This window comes from Haemophilus sp. oral taxon 036 (assembly GCF_002998595.1).
GTDB lineage: Bacteria > Pseudomonadota > Gammaproteobacteria > Enterobacterales > Pasteurellaceae > Haemophilus > Haemophilus haemolyticus_K.
Window position 1 is genome coordinate 1,777,646 of sequence record NZ_CP027235.1, and the last position, 18,920, is coordinate 1,796,565.

Here is an 18,920-nt window from a genome sequence, read left to right on the forward strand (position 1 = left end):
TACCAACTACCACTTTTCACAGCAGAAATCTCCTGAAATTAATTATCTAAAGTATTATATTTTTAGAAACCTATAAATATCTTTATTTTTTAATAAAATAGGTAATATTTGTGTTTCTCCTGCGTTAGAAATAGGAAAAGTGCGGTCAATTCAAAAGAAGATTTTTAAGATCCGCAAAAAATCCTGTATAATCTTTCCAATTTTTTGTTCAATTTTAACGCTTTGCAATTCAATGATTGAAACATCCCAAACTATTCCAGAACTCGTCTCTTGGGCAAAAGATCGCGAGTTTTCTTTGAATTTACCCACCGAGCGCTTGGTTTTCCTGCTGGCGATTGCAATTTATAACAACGAACGTTTAGATGGCGAAATGTTAGAAGCCGATCTTGTGGATATTTTCCGCCACACGATGAATGCTTTTGAGCAATCCACGGATGCTATTGCAACACGAGCGAATAATGCAATTAATGAATTAGTGAAACAACGTTTGTTAAACCGTTTTAGTAGCGAATTTACTGAGGGCTTGGCGATTTATCGTTTAACGCCATTAGGTGTTGGCGTGTCTGATTATTACATTCGTCAGCGTGAATTTTCCGCATTGCGTCTTTCAGTGCAACTTTCCATTGTGGCAGATGAAATTCAACGCGCTTCTGATTCTGCAGAAGAAGGCGTGGAGAATAATGAAAGTGAACATTATTGGCGTCGTAATGTGTTTGCGCCATTAAAATATTCCGTTGCGGAGATTTTTGATAGCATCGATCTTTCACAACGCATTATGGATGAAAACCAGCAAAGTATTAAGGATGAAATTGCAGAGCTTCTTACTAAAGATTGGCAAGCGGCAATTTCAAGCTGTGAACGTTTATTAGATGAAACATCTGGGAATTTGCGCGAATTGCAAGATACGCTAAATGCAGCAGGGGATAAACTTCAGGCGCAATTATTGCGTATTCAAGATTGTGTGATCGGACGAGATGATTTGTATTTTATTGATCAATTAATTACCGATTTACAATCTAAACTTGACCGAATTATTAGTTGGGGACAACAAGCCATAGACTTATGGATTGGTTATGACCGCCATGTGCATAAATTTATTCGTACAACCATTGATATGGATAAAAATCGCGTGTTCTCACAACGTTTACGTAATTCTATTCACCATTATTTTGATCATCCTTGGTTCTTATGGACAGCGCAAGCTGAGCGTTTAGTTGATCTGCGCGATGAAGAAATGGTGTTGCGTGAAGATGACGCTTTAGGTGAATTGCCAGAAGAATTGCAATACGAATCCCTTTCTGATTTACACGATCAAATTGTAGAGCATATGCAAGGCTTGTTGATTGCTTATCGTGAAAATAACCGTTCGATTGATTTGAGTTTAGTGTTAAAAGAACAACTGGAAAATTACCCACTTTCTCGTCATTTTGATGTAGCTCGAATCATTGTTGATCAAGCCGTGCGCTTTGGTATGGCAAATGATGATTTATCGGGTATTTATCCAGATTGGCAAGCAATTAATAAACGTGGCGCAGAAGTGCAAGCTCATGTGATTGATAAGTATTGATTTTAAGATAATTTAAAAGCTAATTTCGACGGAATTACTTCTGTTAAATGTGCCCAAACCCTTATTTAGCAAAGAGGGGCTAGGGGAGATTTGGCAATAATGATTAACGAAGAAAGTAACTGAATAAAGTTTTAATAGAGAAATAACCTATGACAGACAACCTTCAAGATGTAATTTCCCCAAAACTCGCTGTGGCGATTGCAAATCCAATATTTCCAGCGGTAGATAGTCTATTGCGCTCAGGTCGCCATATCAGCACGGAGCATTTAGATAATCACGCATTTTTAATGGATTTCCAAAATGAATTAGACGGATTTTATCGTCGCTATAACGTGGAACTAATTCGTGCTCCAGAAGGATTTTTCTATTTGCGTCCGAAAGCAACGACATTAATTGCGCGTTCAGTACTTTCTGAGTTGGAAATGCTTGTTGGTAAAGTGCTTTGTTATCTTTATTTAAGCCCAGAACGTTTAGCTCAACAGGGCATTTTTAGTACGCAAGAAGTGTATGATGAATTATTAAATCTTGCCGATGAAGGAAAATTATTAAAAGCAGTTAATCAGCGTTCAAGTGGTTCTGACTTAGATAAACAAAAATTGGCAGAAAAAGTGCGAGCTGCAATTGGTCGTTTACGTCGTTTAGGTATGATTCAAACTGTTGGCGAACAAAATAGTGGGAAATTTACGATTTCTGAATCGGTATTTCGTTTTGGTGCAGAAGTGCGTAGCGGAGATGATCCATTAGAGGCGCAAGCTCGACTCATTCGTGATGGGGAAGCGGCAACACCAGAATCCTTAGAGTTGGAAAAACAAGCGCAATTAGTGGAAAACGATGCGGAAAGTGCGGATGAAATTGACGAAGAATTTGACGGAGAACAAGAATAATGTCTGATGTTTTTGAATTAGAAAATGAAATCGAATTAGAGAGCGATGAAGTCATTATGGAAAATGAAAACGTCGAAGAAATCGTTGAAACGCCAATGCCTTTTAGCATGACGACAAATAATGGTGTAAAGCGCGGTAAATTCCGTTCTTTAACCTTAATTAACTGGAATGGTTTTTTTGCGCGTACTTTCGATTTAGACGAATTAGTTACCACGCTTTCTGGGGGTAACGGTGCGGGTAAATCAACTACAATGGCTGGGTTTGTGACCGCATTAATTCCTGATTTGACCCTTTTACATTTCCGTAATACAACAGAAGCTGGCTCCACAGGCGGTTCTCGCGATAAAGGTTTACATGGTAAATTGCGTCCGGGTGTTTGTTATGCGGTATTAGATACCATTAACTCACGTCATCAACGTATTCTTGTCGGTGTTCGTCTGCAGCAAATTGCGGGTCGTGATAAAAAGGTTGATTTAAAAACGTTCTCAATCCAGGGTGTTGAATTATCTCAAAATCCGACCGCACTTTTCACTGAAACAGTGGGCGAACGTCAAGCTCGTGTACTCAATTTAAACGAACTTAAAGATAAAATTGAAAACATTGGTGCGCAATTTAAACAATATCATTCCATCACCGATTATCACGGCATGATGTTTGATCTTGGTATTATTCCGAAACGTTTACGTTCAGCATCAGACCGAAGCAAATTCTATAAACTTATCGAAGCGTCTTTATACGGTGGTATTTCCAGCGCAATCACACGCTCTTTACGTGACTATTTATTGCCAGAAAATTTAGGTGTGCGCAAAGCTTTCCAAGATATGGAAAGTGCATTGCGTGAGAACCGTATGACTTTAGAGGCGATTAAGGTCACGCAATCAGATCGCGATTTATTCAAACATTTAATTACTGAAACCACCAACTATGTTGCTTCGGACTATATGCGTAATGCAAATGAACGCCGTGGCAATATTGAGGCTGCATTAGAATCTCGTCGTGAGTGGTATAAAGCAAAAGCAGAACAGGATTTATCTCAACATCGTTTAGTTGATTTAAGTCGAGAAGCGGCTGAATTGGCAGAAAATGAACGTACTTTAGAAGTTGATCACCAAAGTGCGGTTGATCATCTTAACTTAGTATTAAATGCTTTACGTCACCAAGAAAAAATCACTCGTTATCAAGAAGATATTGCAGAACTCACTGAGCGTTTAGAAGAACAAAAAATGGTGGTTGAAGATGCGAATGATGCGTTAGAAGAAAGCCAAGCCCAATTTGAGCAAACTGAAATTGAAATTGATGCGGTGCGCGCCCAATTAGCAGACTATCAACAAGCATTAGATGCCCAACAAACTCGCGCCCTTCAATATCAACAAGCCATTGCAGCTCTTGAAAAAGCGAAAACATTATGTGGTTTAGCGGATTTAAGTGTTAAAAATGTAGAAGATTATCACGCAGAATTTGAAGCTCACGCTGAAAGTTTAACGGAAACCGTACTTGAGCTTGAGCACAAAATGTCTATTTCTGAAGCAGCAAAATCTCAGTTTGATAAAGCGTATCAATTAGTATGCAAAATTGCGGGTGAAATGCCTCGTTCTGCAGCCTGGGAAAGTGCGAAAGAATTATTACGTGAATATCCAAGCCAAAAATTGCAGGCACAACAAACACCACAACTTCGCACAAAATTACATGAACTTGAGCAACGTTATGTACAACAACAAAGTGCGGTCAAATTACTTAATGATTTTAATCAACGTGCTAATTTAAGTTTACAAACGGCAGAAGAATTAGAGGATTATCACGCAGAGCAAGAAGCGTTAATTGAAGATATTTCTGCTGAACTTTCAGAACAAGTGGAAAACCGTTCTACACTTCGTCAAAAACGTGAAAATTTAACCGCACTTTATGATGACAATGCGCGTAAAGCCCCGGCATGGCTGACAGCTCAAGCTGCATTAGAACGTTTAGAGCAACAAAGTGGCGAGACGTTTGAACATAGCCAAGATGTGATGAATTTTATGCAATCACAACTTGTGAAAGAACGTGAACTCACGATGCAACGTGATCAACTTGGACAAAAACGTTTGCAATTAGATGAACAAATTTCTCGTTTAAGTCAGCCAGATGGTTCAGAAGATCCGCGTTTAAATATGCTGGCAGAGCGTTTTGGTGGGGTGTTGCTTTCAGAGCTTTACGATGACGTAACCATTGAAGATGCACCTTATTTCTCCGCACTTTACGGACCTGCACGTCATGCTATTGTCGTGCGAGATCTCAATGCTGTGCGTGAACAACTTGCGCAATTAGAAGATTGCCCAGACGATTTGTATTTAATTGAAGGCGATCCTACCGCATTTGACGACAGCGTATTATCCGCACAAGAACTTGAGCTAGGTGTTGTAGTGCAAGTTTCAGATCGTGAATTACGCTATTCCAGATTCCCTGAAATTCCGTTATTTGGGCGTGCAGCACGTGAAAAACGTTTAGAAGAATTACAAATTGAACGTGATGAAGTGGCAGAACAACATGCCCAAATTGCGTTTGATGTACAAAAATGCCAACGTTTACACGAACATTTCAGCCAATTTGTTGGGTTGCACTTGGCGCTTGCGTTCCAGCCAAATCCAGAAGAGTTAATGTCTGAAATTAATCGCGAACGCAATGAAATTGATCGTGAATTAAACCAATTTAATAGCGGCGAGCAACAATTACGCATTCAATTAGATAATGCAAAAGAAAAACTGCAATTACTCAACAAGTTGATTCCACAACTCAATGTATTAGCTGATGAGGATTTAATTGATCGCATTGAAGAATGTCGTGAACAATTAGATATTGCAGAGCAAGATGAATATTTTATTCGTCAGCATGGCGTAACGTTATCACAATTAGAGCCGATTGCAAATAGTTTACAAAGTGATCCAGAAAATTACGAAGGCTTAAAAAATGAATTAACTCAAGCGATTGAGCGTCAAAAACAAGTTCAACAACGTGTATTTGTGTTAGCTGATGTTGTACAACGTAAACAGCATTTTGGTTATGAAGATGCAGGGCAGGCTGAAACTTCTGAACTCAACGAAAAACTTCGCCAACGTTTAGAACAAATGCAGGCACAACGAGATACGCAACGTGAGCAAGTTCGTCAAAAACAAAGTCAATTTGCTGAATATAATCGCGTATTGATTCAGTTACAAAGCTCTTACGATAGTAAATATCAACTCTTAAATGAATTGATTGGTGAAATTAGCGATCTTGGTGTGAGAGCTGATGATGGCGCCGAAGAACGTGCACGTATCCGTCGTGATGAATTACATCAACAGCTTTCAACAAGCCGTCAGCGCCGTTCTTATGTAGAAAAACAACTGACATTAATTGAAAGTGAAGCGGACAACTTAAATCGTCTAATCCGCAAAACTGAACGTGATTATAAAACTCAACGTGAATTAGTTGTAGCAGCGAAGGTGAGTTGGTGTGTGGTTTTACGCTTATCCCGCAACTCTGATATGGAAAAACGCCTCAATCGCCGAGAGCTCGCTTATTTATCTGCAGATGAGTTACGTTCAATGTCGGATAAAGCATTAGGTGCGTTGCGTACAGCAGTGGCGGATAATGAATATCTACGTGATAGCCTAAGAGTGTCAGAAGATAGTCGCAAACCTGAAAATAAAGTGCGGTTCTTTATTGCGGTGTATCAGCATCTACGTGAACGTATTCGCCAAGACATCATTAAAACGGATGATCCAATTGATGCCATTGAACAAATGGAAATTGAACTTTCTCGTTTAACAGCTGAATTAACTGGCCGTGAGAAAAAATTGGCTATCAGTTCTGAAAGTGTGGCGAATATTATGCGTAAAACGATTCAGCGTGAACAAAATCGTATTCGTATGCTCAATCAAGGTTTACAAAACATTGCGTTTGGTCAGGTGAAATCTGTTCGTTTAGTAGTAAATATTCGTGATACCCATGCCATGTTATTAGATGCGCTTTCTGGTCAGCAAGATGAATATCAAGATTTATTCAACGATAACCGCATCACTTTTTCGGAAGCCATGGCGAAGCTCTATCAACGCATCAATCCACATATTGATATAGGGCAACGCACAGCGCAAACAATTGGTGAAGAGTTGTTAGATTACCGTAATTATCTTGAACTTGAAGTAGAAGTATTCCGTGGCGCAGATGGTTGGTTACGTGCCGAAAGTGGAGCACTTTCTACTGGTGAAGCTATCGGTACAGGTATGTCAATTCTCTTAATGGTTGTTCAAAGCTGGGAAGAAGAAAGTCGTCGAATTCGTGGTAAAGATATTGTGCCTTGTCGCTTATTGTTCTTAGATGAAGCAGCACGTTTAGACGGTAAATCTATTTCTACCTTGTTTGAGCTTTGCGAACGTTTGGATATGCAGTTACTTATTGCTGCGCCAGAAAACATTAGCCCGGAAAAAGGTACAACCTATAAACTCGTGCGTAAAATCGCAGGCAACCAAGAACATGTACATGTTGTTGGTTTACGCGGATTCGGTGCGACAGAATAAAAAATAGAAGGGAAGTGCGGTTAAAATTTTAAGATTTTTGACCGCACTTTAATTATATAAGGAATTTAAATGCACAATCTTATTCTTGCCATTCTTTGCAGCGTAGCGGTTTCAGTTTTGCTTAAAATAGCCCGTAAAAAAAATATCATTATTGAACAAGCTATCGCATTCAACTACATTACAGCCATCACTTTCAGTTATTTCTTACTCAAACCTGATTTTAAAGGTTTAGAATTTACTGATTACATTGTACAAAGCGAAAATTCACCCATTTTTTTAGCGCTAGGTTTATTGCTACCTAGCGTGTTTATTATTATGTCAAAAGCGGTGGAGTTTGCTGGAATTGTACGTTCTGACGCAGCGCAACGTCTTTCGTTGTTTCTTCCTATTTTATCGGCGTTTTTAATTTTTCATGAAACACTAAGCCAATCTAAAATCATTGGCGTTGTATTAGCCTTTATTGGTTTGTTTTGTTTATTAACTAAGCCAAATCAAGGGCAAAGTGCGGTCAATTTTAAAGGTGTTTTAGGATTAATCGGCGTGTGGTTTGGGTATGGCATTATTGATATTTTATTCAAACAAGTTGCGAAAAGCGGTGGTGCATTCCCTGCAACATTGTTTATTTCCTTCTCGCTTGCAGCTTGCGTTATGTTTATCTATTTATTCTTAAAACGTGCCCAATGGACAGCATCAAGTGTAATTGGTGGCATCGTTTTAGGTGTATTGAATTTCTTTAATATTTTATTCTACATAAAAGCCCATCAAAGTTTTGCTGGAAATCCGACGCTTGTTTTCGCGGGAATGAACATTGGCGTAATTTGCTTAGGTACGATAACAGGCGCATTAGCTTTTAAAGAAAAAATCAGTAAGCTAAATTGGATTGGTATTATTTTTAGTTTATCAGCTATTTTCTGCCTATATTATTTAGATAAAATTATCGCGTAAAAGAGAGTAGTCATGGCAAAAGATTTCAGCTTTTTTATTTACGATTATGAAAGTTTTGGTGTAAATCCAGCAACAGATCGCCCTGCGCAATTCGCAGGTATTCGCACAGATGCTGATTTTAATATCATTGGTGAACCAATAATGTTTTATTGTAAACAAACCAATGATTATTTACCGGCTCCTGAAGCGGTAATGGTAACAGGAATTACACCACAAGAATGTAATGAAAAGGGGCTTTCCGAGCCTGAATTTGCCGCAAACATCTTAACAGAATTTTCCCAACCCAATACTTGTGTCATGGGCTATAACAATATTCGCTACGATGATGAAATGACGCGTTATACATTTTATCGTAATTTTATTGATCCTTACGAATACAGCTGGAAAAACGGGAATTCACGCTGGGATTTGTTAGATTTAGTGCGAGCTTGTTATGCCTTGCGTCCAGAAGGGATTAATTGGACTTATGACGATGATGGAATGCCAAGTTTCCGCTTAGAAAAACTCACTAAAGCAAATGCTATTGAGCATGACAATGCTCACGATGCAATGGCGGATGTATATGCAACTATTGCTATGGCGAAATTAATTAAAGAAAAACAGCCTAAATTATTTCAATATTTCTTTGAAAACCGAGGTAAAAAAGAAATCGAAAAATTGGTTGATACAGGCGCAATGGCGCCTTTAGTGCATGTTTCTGGGATGTTAGGGAATTATCGTGGAAATTGCACCTGGGTTGCACCTTTAGCTTGGCATCCAACAAATCAAAATGCACTCATTGTTTGTGATTTAACTGGCGATATCGATAATTTATTAGCCAAAAGTGCAGATGAATTACGAGCAGATTTATATACCAAAAAATCGGAATTAGAAGAAAGGGGAGTTTCATCCGTTCCATTAAAGCTTGTGCATATCAATAAATGTCCTATTTTAGCGCCAGCCAAAACCTTGTTGCCAGAAACAGCAAATCGCTTGGGTATTGATCGACAATTATGCTTGGATAATCTTGCAAAATTACGAGCATCTTTTGATATTCGAGAAAAAGTGGCGGATATTTTTAATGAAGAACGTCAATTTGAATCAAATGATAATGTAGAAACTGAACTATACAATGGCTTTTTCAGCAATGCTGATAAAAATAATATGTCTATTTTACGTAGTTTACCTGCAGAAAAATTATCTGAACATGGTTTAGCTTTTGAAGATAAACGTATCCCTGAATTATTATTCCATTATCGAGCTCGCCACTTTTATAAAACCCTCACACGCGCTGAACAAATTAAATGGCAGAAATACAGACAGAATAAACTTGAAAAAAGTGCGGTAGATTTTGAGTCAAGTTTACAACGTTTAGCTGAGGAACATTCAGATAACCCTGAAAAACTATCTTTGCTACAACAAGTATATGAATATGGTATAAAACTACTAGGTTAACTGATACGTTGTCATATTTTTTAGAAGAGCACGTTTTAATAAAACGTGCTTTTTTGTTGTTTTTTCTGGGAAGAATTATCCAAAAAATTCTCCAGATTTTACGTAGCGCAATCAAGCATCTTTAACCTATTTCACCTTTACATTGTCTTTACATTTCAATTCATCCATTCAATAACTCTATAAAATTACATGTTACAACGTGTTATTCACCCTTATTTTGTCTGGTTTTGCTAGTGCCTGTGACTTGTGCATAACTGTGTGATTTATTTAATCCGTAGCTTTCGCTAACCTGATAACTAATTTCGCATAATGTATATTATGTTAAATTAATTAATTATGAAGTCACGCTTATAGGATGAATTTATACTCTTCTTTCAAAGATTTTTCAGGCCAAGCCAGATGATATTTTCAATAGAATATAGAAGTTAAAAAATAAGATCGCGCTATGTAAAATCTGAGCACTTTATTGCAGGATAACTCATTACAATTTAAAACTTAGAATTAAAATGTGACGTTGTATTATTAATCAGAACATTAATTCAACATAAATGAGAATAGTTGTTATTGATTTTACTCTTTAAAATTAATAAGTTATAAAAAAAATCAAAGAAAAAACTTGCAAATTCTCATTTAGATACCTAAAATGAGAATCGCAAATTGAGCTTTATTGCATTTTTATCAATCAAATGGAAAGGAATTAGTTATGCTTAATCAAGCCATCACAAACAAACTCAATGAACAAATCAATTTAGAGTTCTACTCTTCTAATGTTTATCTACAAATGAGCGCATGGTGTTCAAAACACGGTTATGAAGGTGCAGCCGCATTTTTGCTTCGTCACGCTGATGAAGAATTAGAACATATGCAAAAATTGTTCCAATATGTAAGCGAAACCAGTGGTATGCCACTTTTAGGTAAAATTGATGCACCAAAACATGAGTATGCTTCATTAAAAGAGGTGTTTGAAATAACTTTAGAACACGAAAAATTAGTTACATCAAAAATTAATGAATTAGTTGAAGTGACTTTCGCAAACAAAGACTACTCTACTTTCAATTTCTTACAATGGTACGTTGCTGAACAACATGAAGAAGAAAAATTATTCAGCAGCATCATTGATAAATTTAACCTTGTAGGTGAAGACGGCAAAGCATTGTTCTTCATCGATCGTGATTTAGCGACTTTAGAATAATATAGGAGAAATAAAATGTTATCAGCAAACGTAATCAAACTGTTAAACGATCAAATGAATTTGGAATTTTATTCTTCTAATCTTTATCTTCAAATGAGCGCATGGTGTGAGCAACAAGGCTTTGAAGGTGCTGCAAAATTCTTATCTGCACACGCGGCAGAAGAAATGCAACATATGCGTAAATTATTCACTTATTTAAATGAAACCGGTGCTCAAGCAATTATTTCTGCCATCGAAGCACCATCACACGAGTATAAATCATTAAAAGAAGTGATCGAAATCACTTATGAACACGAAAAACTGATTACCAGCAAAATCAATGAATTAGTAGGTAAAACTTTTGAAGAAAAAGACTACTCTGCTTTCAATTTCCTACAATGGTACGTTGCAGAACAACACGAAGAAGAAAAATTATTTAGTAGTATTTTAGATAAACTTAATCTTCTTGGTGATGATGGTAAAGGTTTATTCTTAGTTGATAAAGATTTAGGTAATCTTGCAGCGGCTTAAATTTACTTTTTTGAAATACCTAGCTTTTAGCTAGGTATTTTTTATTCAAAAAAATTATATTGGCTATTTATAAATCAAATAAGATTTTTTATTAAATTTTTTCTTGCTCATAGACTAAATATCCGTATAATTCAAATCATAGATATTGCCTGGGTGGCGAAATTGGTAGACGCAGCGGATTCAAAATCCGCCGGTGAATAACCGTGTCGGTTCGAGTCCGACCCTAGGCACCAAATATAGATCCCTGCTCCTTGAGCAGGGATTTTTATTTTATCTATACTTTATAAGAATAATATATTCTCCCTCATTAGTTATGAGGGAGTATTATGTATCTATTATTAAAAATTTAATACTTTGTCAGCTTCCATCGTCCAGTCTGCCAACTCTGCTAACGTCCCTATTTCCACACCGTCCACCAGCGGCAATTCGGTGATACCACGAGCATTGGTGCAGGTTTTACAAAGTTTAATTGTCGCCCCTTGTGCCGTTAAAATTTCCAACATTTGTTGTAAATGATACCCTTCTGATGGATTTTGTTTTGCTAAACCACCAGTTACCGCATCAGACATTAAAAATACTTTTAAATTAACCGCACTTTTATGCTGCTCTTGCAACTGTAACGCCAAACGTAATGCACTAAAAAAATGTTCGTCACCATAAGGGGATGAATGGATAATAAATAGAATATTTTGCATACTATTCTCCTCAATTTCCTGGGTATTAATAACCTTGCTGATAAATTCCTTCCAACAATTTCACTGAAAGTAAGGCGAGATTAAAGCGTTGTTCATCTGCCACGGACCAAAATTCTACGCCATTTTCTACCGCACTTATTTGACTTAAATGAAGTTTTACTGATTCTTCTCCATTTTCTTGTTCTCCATTAAGCACAGGCGTAATTAAGGTTTCTTCTAAAGCAATAAGCTCGCTATTTTGAGGCTGATAGTCGAAATTATAATCTGAAAGAGCGGTGACTTTTTGTGCCAATCCATAAAATACAGGCACTTGGATTGCGTGGAATGTAGCACGATCTAATTGAGGAAAGATTCGTTGTAATTGATTCAATAAACTAGGTGTTTGATGTGGATAAACATCAAACGCTAAGCGAGTTTCTTCTTCATCCAATGGAATACCATTTAATAAACGGGCTGTTTGTCCCGCAAGTTTAGTCACGGTTTCCGCATCTGTATAAGACGCTGGCAATAAAGAGGTGACAAACACTTGATTAAGATTAGTCTCTTGTAAAATCGGGGCAAGCGTTAAGGCAAGTTGGCTTACTTGTGGATCAGGTAAGCTGACAATGTTACGTTGTCTCAGCTCAAATAGTTGTGATTCATTTACCGTTGGGACAACAACTGGCACATCCGAAAGCGCGCTGCAAACGCCTAACATATCAATGATAATACAGCCCTGCTCCGCTGCTTGCGCAATATGGGAAACTTGCTCAAGCTTTCCTGCAAAAAAGACATAATTAAAATCAGCCCACTCAACTTCATTTGGAGAAAGTTGTTCAACGCCTTTATTACGAAAACGAATATTTTGTTCTTCTTCAAAAGGTATCATTTCAACAATAGAAATTTTACTAATTTCAAGCGCACTTTGTTCTAAACGCTCTACAATTTTTTCACTTAATTCAAATTCTGCTGCTATCGCAATATTTAAGGTTGCGTCCATTTTTCTCTCCGCTGTAAAATAATCGGCATTATTTTACACCAAAACCAGGAACGAAATAATGACACCTGCAATTGATTTACTTAAAAAACAAAAAATTCCTTTTATCTTGCATACTTATGATCATGATCCAAACAATCAACATTTTGGTGATGAAGCGGCAGAAAAATTAGGCATTGATCCTAACCGCTCTTTTAAAACCTTACTTGTAGCGGAAAATGGCGATCAGAAAAAACTCGCTTGTTTTGTGCTTGCAACGGCCAATATGCTGAATTTAAAGAAAGCTGCAAAATCTATAGGTGTTAAAAAAGTGGAAATGGCAGATAAAGATGCGGCGCAAAAAAGTACAGGTTATCTTGTAGGAGGAATTAGCCCACTCGGTCAAAAGAAACGCGTTAAAACCGTGATAAATTCAACCGCACTTGAGTTTGAAACGATTTATGTTTCAGGCGGAAAACGTGGGTTAAGTGTAGAAATTGCGCCACAAGATTTAGCAAAAGTATTAGGCGCAGAATTTACTGATATTATTGATGAATAATTGATGGATTTATAAATTTAAAGGCGGATTCATTCCGCCTTTTTGACTACTTCAACTCTTCCAATAATTTCCCCAATCCGCTTTGGCGTTTTACGGTCTGGCGAATTGCTGTTTTCCATATTTTTTCATCGGCAAATACAGTGAGTTCTTTTTTCGCACGAGTCACGCCCGTGAAAACTAATTCTCGAGACAGTACTGGATTCACTTCTGTTGGAAGCACCATGACGGTATGTTCAAATTCGGAACCTTGAGATTTATGAATCGTCATCATAAAAGCAGGTTCATGTGCTGGAATTCGGCTTGTCAGTACTTCTCGATTGCCAAACCATACTTTGCCATTCGCCAAGCACAGTCCAATATCGCCGTTATAAAGGCGAACATTATGATCGTTTTCAGTAATCATAATTGGCTTGCCGATATACCAATCTTGTTCATTACGGAACCAAAGCAATTTTTCCTCTCGCAACGCTAATGCGATTTCTTTATTGAGATTTTCAACACCTAAATCGCTATTACGAAGTGCGGTTAAAAATCTCACAGAATTAAATTGCGCTTGAATAGCTTCGGCATAGGAAATGCCTTGTTCATTTTTAGCGTTAGGAGCAATTTTTTGTTTACGTAAATCGTCCAACATCTTTAAGAAAGTGCAGTAATTTTTCACCGCACTTTTCACCACTTGATTGACCGCATCGCTTTCATCATTTAAGGCATTAAAGTGCAATTCTTGCGGATAATGTTCAAATAACCCAAGGCTATCGTCTGCTTTGCCTTTTTGAATGAATTCAGCTAACTTGCCAATACCTGAATCTTTATCAAAACGACGGCTTTCTGTTAGATGGCATAAACAATCACGTATTGGATTTGAACAATCAGCACCTTTTACTTCGTATCCAGTCGTAGCTTGCAAATACGTAGCTTGTTCATGACTATAAGGTTGAGTAACAAATTGGGCTAATTCTCCCAATACTGCCCCCGCCTCAACAGAGGCTAATTGAGCCTGATCGCCTAATAAAATTAATCGAGTTTCAGGCTTTAATGCATTGATAAGTTTTGCCATCATCGGCAAATCAATCATTGATGTTTCATCAACAACTAATACATCCAACTGCAAAGGGTTATGACTGTTATAGAGCGTGTAATCATTAAAAGCATTCACACCCAGTAAACTATGCAAAGTACTGGCTTTTTGTGGAATAACATTGAAAAGTGAATCGGATAAATTCATTTTTTCTTGCATAAAACCTAACGCATTTTTAATCGATTCTTCCAAACGAGAGGCTGCCTTGCCAGTCGGCGCAACTAATTTGATATGTAATTTACAATCAAATAATTCTTGTAGAACGAGCAATAAACGCGTAACTGTCGTGGTTTTTCCTGTTCCTGGGCCGCCTGTAATAATCGAAAATGGACTTTTAATCGCTGTTGCCACTGCGACTTTTTGCCAATCTGTTTTTTCCTGTTTTTCAGGGAAATATTTGTCTAATTTTTGACGAATTTCATCATAAGAAAAGGCTAAAGTGCGGTGTTTTTTTAAAGTGTTTTTTATATATTGCGCGATACGATATTCATCTTGCCAAGCGCGATAGAAATACAACGCGCCAAATTGAAATGCCATTGGCGCAATTTGATTGACGGGATCTTGCGTAAATGCCATATGCCCACACAAAGTACGTTGCCAATCTTCCACAGGTACATAACCAATTTTTTCTCGAATTTCAGCTACATAATCTTCTTCCGTTGTTCGATAAGCCAAACCAAATAAATTATGCTCTAAATAGCGATCTAATTGGCTGCAAGTATTTCCCTGCGTATAACGCCAACTACAAAGTGCGGCTAATAATATGGCTAAATTTTTGACTGGTTCCGCATAATCCGTATGGCATTGTTTATCAGCTATCAACTTAGCAAAATAATAATCACCTTGAGAAAGAATGCCCTGCTCTTTAAGTTTTTGTAATACGGATAACATTAAAACACCCCGTCTAATTCTGTGATTAATTCAACGCTTGGACGATCATAAAATACGCCAGATTGTGGCTCTCCGTTCATTCCACGTAAGAAAAGATAAAATACCCCGCCGAAATCTCGCGAATAATCGTAATGAGGCACAACGCTTTGTAAATAACGATGTAATGCCAGCGTATAAATTAAATATTGCCAATCATAGTGACTGTGTAACATTTCTTTTTTCAATGCCTCTTGATTGTAAGAGGACAGAGTTGAACCTAAGAAATTAGATTTATAATCAACAAGATAATATTTCCCATTATGGCGGAAAACTAAGTCAATCGAACCTCTCAGCATACCCTGAATTTGTTCAAATTGAAGTGGCTCGCTTGGTAAATGATGATGGGCTTTCAACGCACGATTAAACGCTTCAACATCAAAATGTTCCCGAATAGCCAGATAAAATGGCATTTCTTTAATGCAATCTTTATTTGCCAAATCAGCTAATGCTATTCCTATTTCATTAGAAAGTGGCGTATGTGAAATCTGTTGTAGCCAATTTTGTAGCGGTTCTGTAAAGGTTTCATCTAACTGTAAGGATTGTCGTAATTTGTCAATTTCTTCTGTATTTGCCAAGTCAGAAAAATAGCAATTTTCAAAATGGCGATGCAATACAGTCCCGACTTGTTTACCTCGTGGTAAATCTAAAATGTTTGATTCATTTTCGTTTAAAAGTGCGGTCGAAATTTCAATAGCATTTTGGCTATCGTAATCTTTTATATCATCAAAAACAGAGTGTTTTTTACCCGCACTTTCAGTGAAATAATGCTGGCGGCGATGTGCTTGTTCAATTGAAGTAAAACTGGTTATTCGCCAATCTTGTTCAATATTGCCTGTAAATTCTGCGGCTTTAAGCTCATCATTTTTTGTATTGGTTGATAAAGCCGGCAAAGCCTCTAGGTTTGGCTTAGTGCAGATTTCCACATTATCTTGCATTTTTTCTTTAAAGGTTTGCAACAACGTCTCGGTATTTTTAGAATCTGACAAATTTATTTCTTTGCCTATTTCGCCTTGGCTTAATACATAATGTAAGGCATTCCATTTTTTATCAAATTGACTAGGCAAAGCGAATGCCATTTGATATTTGGCACGGGTTAAAGCCACATAAAGTAAACGTAACTCCTCCGCAAACGTTTCTTCATAAAGTGCGTTTAAATTACGATTTTCCATATCCCATAAGGTTTCATCTCGTTCTTTAGAATAATAAATATTGATGTCTTTTTTACTTGGATCTTTGCTCGGCACAGCTAAAAATGGTAGCCAAACTAAATCATATTCTAAGCCTTTAGATTTATGGATTGTCACTATTTTTACCAACTGGCGTTCACTTTCTAAACGAATTTGAGCCTCTTGACGACCTTCGCCTTGAATTTGTTTTTCAAACCAACTGAGTAATGCCGCTTCACTTTCGTGTAGCGTGGCAGCTTGTTGTAAAATTTCTGCCAAATGTAGGAAATCCGTTAAATCTCGCTCGCCTGTTGTTTGGCTTAATAATCGCTCTGAAATGCCTTGCTCCAATAAAATTTGATGTAACATTGCCAATATTCCTTGGCGTTGCCAAGTTTGTTGGTATTGAGCAAAGCTATCTGCCCAACGTTGCCAGTCTGCCTCATTTTGCTGAATTTGATGAATATCCGCTGCATTTAAGCCAAAAAGTGCGGTCGCAATTGCGTTCAAAATTGGACGTTCTGCCACATTCAAACAGGCTTTAAGCACCCAAGCTAATTCTTTCGCAACATTGCTATCAAATACACTATTTTGATCAGAAAGATAAACTGACGCGATCCCCAATTTTTGCAATTCATTTTTTACTAAAGCCGCTTCATTTTTATCACGCACCAATACGGCAATATTCGCCGCTTGCAAGGTTTTACAAGTATCTTCATTTTGAAAAACTGCCTGATTTTCTGCCGCACTTTTTAGCCAATGTTGAATAGAAATAGCACATATTTTTGCCATTTCAGTTTTATTCACTTTGTCACTTTCAGTTAAATAAAAACGATAAGCAGGTTCTGCCTTACCGTTTAAATAAAATCGCAGATGATCATCACGAGAATCAACAGCAGTAAAGTTAATATTTTGATAAATAAATGGCGATTGAGGAAAATCAAACAACGCATTGACGCCATCAACCAGATTCTTCTCTGAACGATAATTTTTAGTGAGTTCAAAGCGAGATTGGGCTTCATCCGATGCTTTTAGATAAGTAAAAATATCTGCGCCACGGAAACGATAAATCGCCTGCTTCGGATCACCAATCATAATAAAACCGGTATTTTTTTCTGGATTATCACGATAAATTTTTGAAAAAATAGAGTACTGTTTTGAATCTGTATCCTGAAATTCATCAATCATCGCAAAAGGATATTGGAAACGAATCATTTCCGCTAATTCATCTCCTTGCGCACCTTGCAAAGCTTCGCAAAGCAAACGCAATAAATCATCAAAGGATTTTTCTTGGTGATTAAGTTTATAGTCTAAAAGTTTTTGTTGTAAGCCTTGGCGATAATGATAAAGAGTGAGTTTGCTTAGTAAATCTGGTGTCATTAAGGCATTAACGCGCTTTTCAAGCTCTGCAAAAATCGGGAAATAAAAAGGCGTTGCGGTTTTTTTATCTTTATTTTTATCCGTTGATTCTTCGCAATTCTTCTCAATAGATGATTGTAGGAAATAGTCTTTCAATGTGGTATTAATTTGATAATCTCTAGGATTATTTGACCATTGATTAATTTTATTAATCCAATCCCCTAAACGCTTTACTTGGTACTTTTTACGATTTAACGATTTCAACTGATCTTTTGGATAATTTTTCTCCAGTTCATTGGTAATAATCGCTGAAATTTCATCCGCACTTTTTAACCAAAATGCCTTTAATTTATTCAACGCTTTTTGATAACCACCAAGATATTGCGGTAAAAAGATTTGTATTGGTACAGATAACGCCTGTTTATTTTCAATCTCCACCTGCAAATCTTTACCTAAATCCGCTTTCAACAAAGACAACACATTTGCTGGTGATACTAATTCTGTCGCGATAAAATTCGCAGATTCAAAATCCAACGGATAAAAATGTTCTCGCCAAAATTCATTAGCAAAACGAACTAACAAATCAGATTGATCTTTAATTAATTCTAAATTGAAGTGAATGCCAGAATGGAAAGCATATTGCATCAACATACGGCGACAAAAACCGTGAATGGTATAAATCGCCGCCAAATCCATATTTTGCTCAGCTAATTTCAAGCGATGAATTGCCTCAAAAATATCTAAATCATGACAAAGTGCGGTAAGAAATTCATCATTTTTAAATGAGGATTTATCTTTGGTTTCTGCAAAGGCTGTGAGTTTATCAATCGCATCTGTTATACGCTCACGAATTTTTTTCTTGAGTTCTTCTGTCGCCATTTCCGTAAATGTTACCACCAGAATTTCTTCCACATTTAATGGACGAGAAAAATTATTTTCTCCAGCCTTTAATAAAAGTCGGAGATATAAAGAACCAATAGTGTAGGTTTTCCCCGTACCAGCGGACGCTTCGATTAAGCTAATTTGATTTAAAGGCAGCGTGATGGGATTTAGTGGGATTGTTTCGACCATAGATTTTAACAGATGAGAACTAATGGCATTATTTTACAAAATT

The 18,920-nt window shown here is 37.0% G+C and carries 12 protein-coding genes and 1 tRNA gene; 9 read left to right on the plus strand and 4 right to left on the minus strand.

The features are described 5' to 3' along the window. Positions 1-232 precede the first annotated feature (232 nt). The 8 genes from mukF (at position 233) to C3V42_RS08550 (ending at position 11,297) form a co-directional block, all read left to right on the plus strand. Entirely contained in the window at positions 233-1,567 is a 1,335-nt protein-coding gene (mukF, locus tag C3V42_RS08515; protein ID WP_106014276.1) for a chromosome partition protein MukF, read from the plus strand. 149 nt (positions 1,568-1,716) lie between these two features. Then, positions 1,717-2,451: a chromosome partition protein MukE gene (mukE, locus tag C3V42_RS08520; RefSeq protein WP_106014277.1), complete on the plus strand. Its 735-nt coding sequence runs from the start codon at positions 1,717-1,719 to the stop codon at positions 2,449-2,451. Beyond that, positions 2,451-6,983: a chromosome partition protein MukB gene (gene mukB, locus C3V42_RS08525; RefSeq protein WP_106014278.1), complete on the plus strand. Its 4,533-nt coding sequence runs from the start codon at positions 2,451-2,453 to the stop codon at positions 6,981-6,983. The genes mukE and mukB overlap by 1 nt, the downstream gene beginning before the upstream one ends. A gap of 69 nt (positions 6,984-7,052) precedes the next feature. Beyond that, a complete protein-coding gene (locus C3V42_RS08530) occupies positions 7,053-7,928 on the plus strand; it encodes a hypothetical protein (RefSeq protein WP_053465033.1) in 876 nt (291 codons plus the stop codon). 12 nt (positions 7,929-7,940) lie between these two features. Further along, positions 7,941-9,362 carry an exodeoxyribonuclease I gene (gene sbcB, locus C3V42_RS08535; protein ID WP_106014279.1) on the plus strand — a complete coding sequence of 474 codons (1,422 nt, stop codon included), beginning with the start codon at positions 7,941-7,943 and terminating at the stop codon, positions 9,360-9,362. Between the two features lie 703 nt (positions 9,363-10,065). Then, entirely contained in the window at positions 10,066-10,554 is a 489-nt protein-coding gene (ftnA, locus tag C3V42_RS08540) for a non-heme ferritin (RefSeq protein WP_048953195.1), read from the plus strand. A gap of 15 nt (positions 10,555-10,569) precedes the next feature. Beyond that, positions 10,570-11,064: a non-heme ferritin gene (gene ftnA / locus C3V42_RS08545; protein WP_065264819.1), complete on the plus strand. Its 495-nt coding sequence runs from the start codon at positions 10,570-10,572 to the stop codon at positions 11,062-11,064. Positions 11,065-11,211: 147 nt separating this feature from the next. Further along, positions 11,212-11,297: transfer RNA gene (locus tag C3V42_RS08550), tRNA-Leu, on the plus strand. Positions 11,298-11,402: 105 nt separating this feature from the next. Here the strand turns inward: C3V42_RS08550 and C3V42_RS08555 are convergent. Both C3V42_RS08555 and C3V42_RS08560 read right to left on the minus strand, forming a co-directional pair. Next, positions 11,403-11,759, minus strand: a complete 357-nt coding sequence (locus C3V42_RS08555) for a DsrE/DsrF/TusD sulfur relay family protein (protein WP_106014280.1) — start codon at positions 11,757-11,759, stop codon at positions 11,403-11,405. Between the two features lie 25 nt (positions 11,760-11,784). Further along, entirely contained in the window at positions 11,785-12,738 is a 954-nt protein-coding gene (locus C3V42_RS08560; protein WP_106014281.1) for an oxidoreductase, read from the minus strand. A gap of 58 nt (positions 12,739-12,796) precedes the next feature. On the opposite strand from C3V42_RS08560, the gene ybaK reads away from it, so the two are divergent. Then, positions 12,797-13,273 carry a Cys-tRNA(Pro) deacylase gene (gene ybaK / locus C3V42_RS08565; protein ID WP_005634649.1) on the plus strand — a complete coding sequence of 159 codons (477 nt, stop codon included), beginning with the start codon at positions 12,797-12,799 and terminating at the stop codon, positions 13,271-13,273. 46 nt (positions 13,274-13,319) lie between these two features. Here the strand turns inward: ybaK and recD are convergent, their stop codons facing one another. Then, a complete protein-coding gene (recD, locus tag C3V42_RS08570; protein WP_106014282.1) occupies positions 13,320-15,242 on the minus strand; it encodes an exodeoxyribonuclease V subunit alpha in 1,923 nt (640 codons plus the stop codon). Continuing rightward, positions 15,242-18,877 (minus strand): exodeoxyribonuclease V subunit beta, encoded by a 3,636-nt coding sequence (recB, locus tag C3V42_RS08575; RefSeq protein ID WP_106014283.1) that lies wholly within the window; start codon positions 18,875-18,877, stop codon positions 15,242-15,244. The genes recD and recB overlap by 1 nt, the downstream gene beginning before the upstream one ends. Positions 18,878-18,920 lie beyond the last annotated feature (43 nt).

Coding starts and splice junctions, on each gene's coding strand:
- sbcB (WP_106014279.1), top strand. CDS start 7,941: ATGGCAAAAGATTTCAGCTTTTTTATTTACGATTATGAAAGTTTTGGT.
- mukF (WP_106014276.1), top strand. CDS start 233: ATGATTGAAACATCCCAAACTATTCCAGAACTCGTCTCTTGGGCAAAA.
- C3V42_RS08530 (WP_053465033.1), top strand. CDS start 7,053: ATGCACAATCTTATTCTTGCCATTCTTTGCAGCGTAGCGGTTTCAGTT.
- recD (WP_106014282.1), bottom strand. CDS start 15,242: ATGTTATCCGTATTACAAAAACTTAAAGAGCAGGGCATTCTTTCTCAA.
- ybaK (WP_005634649.1), top strand. CDS start 12,797: ATGACACCTGCAATTGATTTACTTAAAAAACAAAAAATTCCTTTTATC.
- ftnA (WP_048953195.1), top strand. CDS start 10,066: ATGCTTAATCAAGCCATCACAAACAAACTCAATGAACAAATCAATTTA.
- ftnA (WP_065264819.1), top strand. CDS start 10,570: ATGTTATCAGCAAACGTAATCAAACTGTTAAACGATCAAATGAATTTG.
- mukE (WP_106014277.1), top strand. CDS start 1,717: ATGACAGACAACCTTCAAGATGTAATTTCCCCAAAACTCGCTGTGGCG.
- mukB (WP_106014278.1), top strand. CDS start 2,451: ATGTCTGATGTTTTTGAATTAGAAAATGAAATCGAATTAGAGAGCGAT.
- C3V42_RS08560 (WP_106014281.1), bottom strand. CDS start 12,738: ATGGACGCAACCTTAAATATTGCGATAGCAGCAGAATTTGAATTAAGT.
- C3V42_RS08555 (WP_106014280.1), bottom strand. CDS start 11,759: ATGCAAAATATTCTATTTATTATCCATTCATCCCCTTATGGTGACGAA.
- recB (WP_106014283.1), bottom strand. CDS start 18,877: ATGGTCGAAACAATCCCACTAAATCCCATCACGCTGCCTTTAAATCAA.